Origin of the sequence: Pseudomonas sp. SWRI68 (assembly GCF_014269165.1) — a bacterium.
Lineage (GTDB): Bacteria > Pseudomonadota > Gammaproteobacteria > Pseudomonadales > Pseudomonadaceae > Aquipseudomonas > Aquipseudomonas capeferrum.
Genome location: NZ_JABWRU010000068.1, coordinates 1 through 397, shown reverse-complemented (window position 1 = coordinate 397; position 397 = coordinate 1). Strand labels below are relative to the sequence as shown.

Below are 397 nucleotides of genomic sequence, written 5' to 3'. Positions count from 1 at the left end.
ATCACATATCCGAATTTTTAAAGAACGATCTGACAAAAGCCAGAAATCAACATTCGACACGAATGCTCATTTCTGAGTTTGATCAAGGTACTGCAAGAGTGGTGGAGCCAAGCGGGATCGAACCGCTGACCTCCTGCGTGCAAGGCAGGCGCTCTCCCAGCTGAGCTATGGCCCCGCATATTGGTAGGTCTGGGCAGATTTGAACTGCCGACCTCACCCTTATCAGGGGTGCGCTCTAACCAACTGAGCTACAGACCTATATAGGGTCTTGATCGTCTTCACATATGAATCAAGCAATTCGTGTGGGAGCTCATCAGCAGGCTGATGTCGTCGATTAAGGAGGTGATCCAGCCGCAGGTTCCCCTACGGCTACCTTGTTACGACTTCACCCCAGTCA

The 397-nt window shown here is 50.9% G+C and carries 2 tRNA genes and 1 rRNA gene; all 3 read right to left on the bottom strand.

The annotated features are described in order from the left end of the window. Positions 1 to 99: 99 nt before the first annotated feature. Positions 100 to 175: transfer RNA gene (locus HU770_RS26830), tRNA-Ala, on the bottom strand. 6 nt (positions 176 to 181) lie between these two features. Continuing rightward, positions 182 to 258, bottom strand: a tRNA-Ile gene (locus tag HU770_RS26825). Between the two features lie 77 nt (positions 259 to 335). Beyond that, positions 336 to 397 (bottom strand): 16S ribosomal RNA (locus HU770_RS26820); the annotation flags it as partial.